Source organism: Streptomyces sp. NPDC001156, from assembly GCF_053598275.1.
The window spans coordinates 1-5,295 of the sequence record NZ_JBSFJX010000346.1; the positions used below are offsets into that span (position 1 = coordinate 1).

Below are 5,295 nucleotides of genomic sequence, written 5' to 3' on the forward strand. Positions count from 1 at the left end.
CACGTCCCATCGCGGGAACGCGGCCGCGGCGGCCTCGGCGATCGGCATCACGGTCAGCTCCTCCTGGAGCTGGTCCAGGGTGCGCTTCGGTGCACGGCGTTCACGCAGAACGCGGACGGCCGCACCGGCTCGCAGGGACGCCCGCCCGCGAGGTGCTCGAACTGCACGGCAGCGCACAGAGTTTCATGTGCACCGGGTGCCAAGTACGCGGGTCAGCGGAGGACACGATCGCCCGGGTCAAGGCCGCGGTTCGCGACCCCGGCAACCTGTGGCCCGAGCGGGCGCGTTTCCCTAGGACGACGCGCCAGCACTGGCGTGATCACAGCCCTACCTTGGCGGAGAGCCCGCAGCAGCCCCGGAGTGAGGCGGGGCCGTGACACGCCTTTCGAGCTTGCCGTCAAGCTCGAAAGGCGCCTCGGGCTGACCCAGGGCGTGGTGCACAGCCCATCGTTGAGGGCCGCAGTCCGGTTGGTCGCCTCGCAGCATGCGCTCTCCGTATGCGGTGGCCACGGCGCGATGTCGATCGAGCTGACAGATCTGCACTCGACAGATCGCCGCCACAAGGAGGCTCCCGGGCGGCAAGGGCGCGGCGGGATGGTGGGGCGAGCAATGCGAGCTCGACACTTGTTGCCGGGGCATCCAGCATGTCTGGCCTGGATGCTGTGCCGCTCGAGAAGTCGTCGCCGCAGGTCACGCGGCGTATCTGTACTCATTGATGAGGCCGCCGAGGATCCGGGTGTGCAGCAGCTTGTGGGCGCCGCTGTCTATCGCGGTGGGCTGCTCCTGGACGGCAGGTGGTAGCTGGTTGCGCGCCTGGTGGGGCCGGTGCTCGTTGTGGTGTCTCTGGTAGGCCGCAAGCACCTGTCGGGCATGCGCCTCTCCCATGACGAGGATGTGGTCGAGTACCTCGCGGCGGAGGCTGCCGATGACGCGCTCGCAGTGGGCGTTCATCCGAGGTGCCTGCGGTGCACTCTTGATCACGTCCAGTTCCTCTGCCTCAAAGACGGCGTCGAATGCCTCGCCGTACTTGCCGTCTCGGTCGCGCAGCAGAAACCGCAGGGACTCCATGCGCACGCCGAGGTCGGCGGCGAGATTCCGCGCCTGCTGCACCGTCCACTCCCGCGTTGGGTGGGCGGTCACGCCGGTGATGTGCAGACGCCGGGTGCCGTGCTCGAGGAAGGCCAGCGCATAGAGCCGCCTGCCGAGCGCGGTGTCGATGGGGAAGAAGTCCGCCGCGATGATGCTCTCGGCCTGGGCGGTGAGGAACTCGCGCCAGGTCGGACCGGAGCGACGCGGCGCGGGCTCTACGCCCGCCGCATTCAAGATCTCCCACACCGTCGAGGGCCCGATCCGGTGCCCGAGTCGAGCCAGTTCACCCTGGATCCGCCGGTGCCCCCATCGCGGATTCTCGCTGGCGAGTCGCAGTACGAGGCTCTTGAGCGCCTCACCGGTCGGCGGCCGCCCGATGCGCCTGTGTGCGCTGTAGTTCCACTTCGCGGCGATGAACATGCGGTGCCAGTCGAGCAGGGTGCCGGGGGTGACCGGGAAGACCTCGCGCCAGCGACACCGAGGTATCAGGCCGGAGAGGGCAGCGAACCAGAATCGATCGGCTGGCTCGTACCGCACCGGGGTGGCCAGCTGTCGACGCAGTATCGCGTTCTGGTGTCGCAACACGAGAAGTTCCGCGTCTTTCGCCGCGTCCCCGCGGAGCAGCATCGAGGGGAAGGAGAGCAACTTCCGGGTCACCTTGTACAGCAAGGACACGATCACCCGGACATGCTGCCAGCCGATGAACCGTCACCGATGCCACCTGCGACGACGGCTTTTAGAGCGGCACAGGGTCGTCATGACGTGGCGGCCGTGGTGGGGAACGGCGGAGACCCGCGCGGCGGGGTGCCGGCGGGCCTCAGCGTTGGTTGGGCGCTGGGTTGGTCAAGGGCGGCGGGTCTTGCTCAGGATCACGTCCAGGCACCCTCCGGGGAGATCCACAACCCCGTCGAAGTCATCCAGGGTGACCCCGTGGCGTCCGGCGGCGAACAGCAGGTCCTCCAGCAGGAGCCGGGCGGCCGTGCGCTGCTGGGCGGTGATCGGGTCCCCCGGGCGCTTCACTATTGCGATCCGGTCCTCAGTGGTGCGGCCCTTGCTGTCCGTGTACGCGGTGTATGTCACTGGTTTGCCGCCTTTCAACGCCGAATCGTCGTACGGGACAGCGCGGCCAACTCCGTGTACGTCACTGGTCTGCCGCCTTCCAGCGCCGAATCGTCGTACAGGACAGCCCGGTTAACTCCGTGATCCGAGAAACCCACCACCTCCGACCGGCTCACCCCCGCCCGCGTCCGCCGAGGGTTCAGGAACATCCGCGCTCACCTCGCCTGCCCGACCCGTGTTCCCGAGGAGCCGGCCCCGGACGGCCACCCGGCGCCAAGAACAAACACCGAGCACCCCGCTACGACGTCGGCAAGACCGTCAAACGCCCCGAAACCCTCAAGGCCATCGGCAAGCCCGGAAGATCTTGGTAGATAAAGAACAAGCTGAGCCCTGCTGAGATAACTCATGCCTGCAATCTCATTGAGACGACATAGGCTGTACTGGTATACGAAGCCGCCCTTGAGGGAACGGGCGTCACCGTGACCGCCGGTCTTTCGGTGCTTTGGATTGAACCGGACGCTAGCGCCGTCACGAAGTGCCGTCACCTGGCGCTTTCACGGAGGCAACTCCGGCCTCACCGTTCACATCCCTCGTCCTGACCTACACCTCAGGGGGTACTCAAACAGAGATTAGTTGTTTGCTGCACGGCAGCAGGCCTGAGGAGGACGTCATGCGCAGCGCCCCGCTGGCCCCTCACCGGGCCGGGACCGAACCCGCCCCGTCCGTCCACACGACTGCGAAACCGCAGCGTCCCGGCCCGTACACCCGTTCCGTCCGACCGAGCCGAAGCTTTACCTTTCTGCTCCTCACCGTGGTCCTGGTCGCGGGCGTGCGGCTGCCCCTGGCTGCCGCGGGCATGCAGGTCATGGGGATGTCCGACTATTCGACGCTGATCCCGGTGGTGGCCGCCGCGCTGGTGCCGCTGCGGCAGACGCTGATCGTGGGCCTTGCCAACCTGGCCGCCGGGATCGCCGCCTACGGCATCATCTTCGCGCAGAACCTATCCCACGCCAGCCGGATCACGGTCATCACGGCGCTGGTCGCCTCGCTACTGGTCGCCCTGGCCGTCTGCCGCGCCCGTATCGCCGCGGAGGGACGCCTGAAGCACCTGATGGTTTCCCGGGAGCGGCTCGCGCTGCTCAGTGAGGCCAGTAGCCGGGTCGGCAGCACCCTGGACGTGACCCGCACCGCCGAGGAGCTGGCCGAGGTCGCCGTCCGCCGGTTCGCGGACCATGCCGCCGTGGACCTCTTCGGTCCCGTCCTGAAGGGCGAGGAGCCCGCCCCCGGGCCGCATGGGGGCCCGGTCACCTTGCGCCGCGCCGCCCGCCGGTCGGTACCGGGCTCGCTCGCCGCGGCCGCGTCGCCCGGCTGCAACATCGTCACCTACTGCCGGGGCTCGGTGCCCGCGCTGAGCCTGCTGCGGGGCGTGCCGATGCGCGAAGAGGTCACCGACAGCGCCGACGCGGGAAACTGCTGGCCCGCCGATCCGGCTGGCGCCGACGCGGATGCGCAGGTGCCCCACTCCGCGCTGGCAGTTCCGCTGCGCGCCCGCGGCGTGACCCTCGGTGCGGCACTGTTCACCCGCTCCCGGCACCGGGACGCCTTCGACACCCACGACGTGCTCCTGGCGCAGGAGATCGCGGCGCGCGCCGCGGTGTGCATGGACAATGCCCGCCGCTACGCCCACGAGCGCGCCACGTCGGTGGCGCTGCAGCGCAGTCTGCTGCCCCAGGTGGTCCCGCAGCAGCCGGCCGTCCACGCGGTCGCACGCTACCTGCCCGCGGACTCCCGGATGGGCGTGGGCGGCGACTGGTACGACGTGATCCCGCTCTCGGGGGCCCGGGTCGCCCTAGTCGTGGGCGACGTGGTCGGGCACGGTGTGCACGCCTCGGCGGCGATGGGGCGGCTGCGTGCCGCGGTGCGCACCCTCGCCGACATTGATCTGCCGCCCGACGAGCTGCTCACCCATCTCAACGACATCGTGATCCGGCTGCAGACGGAGGCCGCCTACACGCCGGCGGGCGGGGGCGAGGGTACGGTGGAAGCGGGTATCAGCGAGTTCGTCGCGACCTGCCTGTACATGGACTACGACCCAATCTCGCGGCAGTGCATCGCCGCGCGCGCCGGTCACCCGCCACCGGTCGTGGTGCACCCCAGGGCGGGCGCCGACTTCCTCGACGTCCCGGCCGGTCCCCCGCTGGGCGTGGGCGGCCTGCCCTTCGAGACGGCCGAGGTGCGCCTGCCTGAGGACAGCCTGCTCGCCCTGTACACCGACGGCCTCGTCGAATCCCCCCGCCACGGCCTGGACGAGGGGCTCGAGCGTCTACTCAAGGCCCTGTCCGAGCCGATGCCCTCGCTGCAGGCCACCTGCAACCACGTGCTGAACATGCTGGTCGACGACCGCACCCGAGACGATGTCGCTCTCGTCGTCGCCCGCACCCGGGCCCTGGACGAGGCGCACACCGCCGCCTGGGACCTGCTGGATGACCTCGCCGAGGTCGCCCGTGCCCGGGACCTGGCCTCGTTCCAGCTGGCCCAGTGGGGGCTGCCGGATGCGGCATTCATCGCGGAACTCGTGGTCAGCGAACTGGTCACCAACGCCATCCGCTACGGCGGCAGCCCCGTGCAGCTGCGCCTGATCCGGCACGACGCCCTGATCTGCGAGGTGTCCGACGGCGCCAACACCGCCCCCCACCTGCGCCGGGCCCGCACCTACGACGAAGGCGGACGCGGACTGTTCATCGTGGCGCAGCTCGCCGAGCGCTGGGGCACGAGGCAGCGGACCGACGGGAAGACCATCTGGGCCGAACTCGCCCTCCCGCCCACCCGCGTATCCGCACACGCCACCCTGTGAGCCCGGCAGAGGCCCACCCGACCCACCAACGCTCACAGAGGACGGACACGCCCGCTGCCACCCTGGGACTCACGTCACCATTCCCGACCAATCGCGAGAACGACGGAGCCCTGGGGTCCGGAGTGAGTCATCTTCGTGCCACAGCCAACCGTTCCTAGTCAGTGAGCAGGAGTGAGTCTTGTACCCAGTCCTGGTCAGCTGGCGCATCCCGAACGGTGGTGGATGCACTGGTCTCCCGCGTTCGCGCCGCGTCCGGCGACACGGATCGTGTCCGTGGTCCAAGGATGCGGGGG

3 protein-coding genes and 2 pseudogenes are annotated in these 5,295 nt (G+C 69.4%); 2 read left to right on the forward strand and 3 right to left on the reverse strand.

What is annotated here, in order from left to right; all coding sequences use genetic code 11:
• The 3 genes and pseudogenes from ACWDA7_RS49815 to ACWDA7_RS49825 form a co-directional block, all read right to left on the reverse strand.
• A pseudogene (locus ACWDA7_RS49815) lies at positions 1-141 on the reverse strand (tRNA pseudouridine(55) synthase TruB); the annotation flags it as partial.
• Positions 142-690: 549 nt separating this feature from the next.
• On the reverse strand, positions 691-1,770 hold the full coding sequence (locus tag ACWDA7_RS49820; protein ID WP_450614467.1) for an integrase core domain-containing protein: 1,080 nt from the start codon (positions 1,768-1,770) through the stop codon (positions 691-693).
• A 162-nt stretch (positions 1,771-1,932) separates the two neighbouring features.
• Positions 1,933-2,169, reverse strand: coding sequence for a hypothetical protein (locus ACWDA7_RS49825; protein WP_450614469.1), 237 nt, complete (start codon positions 2,167-2,169; stop codon positions 1,933-1,935).
• 126 nt (positions 2,170-2,295) lie between these two features.
• Here ACWDA7_RS49825 and ACWDA7_RS49830 point away from each other — a divergent pair.
• Both ACWDA7_RS49830 and ACWDA7_RS49835 read left to right on the forward strand, forming a co-directional pair.
• Positions 2,296-2,519: pseudogene (locus ACWDA7_RS49830) on the forward strand (NF041680 family putative transposase); the annotation flags it as partial.
• A 299-nt stretch (positions 2,520-2,818) separates the two neighbouring features.
• The gene (locus tag ACWDA7_RS49835; protein WP_450614471.1) at positions 2,819-5,002 is read left to right on the forward strand and encodes an ATP-binding SpoIIE family protein phosphatase; all 2,184 of its coding nucleotides are present in this window, start codon (positions 2,819-2,821) and stop codon (positions 5,000-5,002) included.
• The last annotated feature ends 293 nt before the right edge of the window (positions 5,003-5,295 follow it).

Excerpts from the sequence above, each read along its gene's own strand:
- ACWDA7_RS49835 (WP_450614471.1), top strand. The coding sequence starts at position 2,819 with ATGCGCAGCGCCCCGCTGGCCCCTCACCGGGCCGGGACCGAACCCGCC.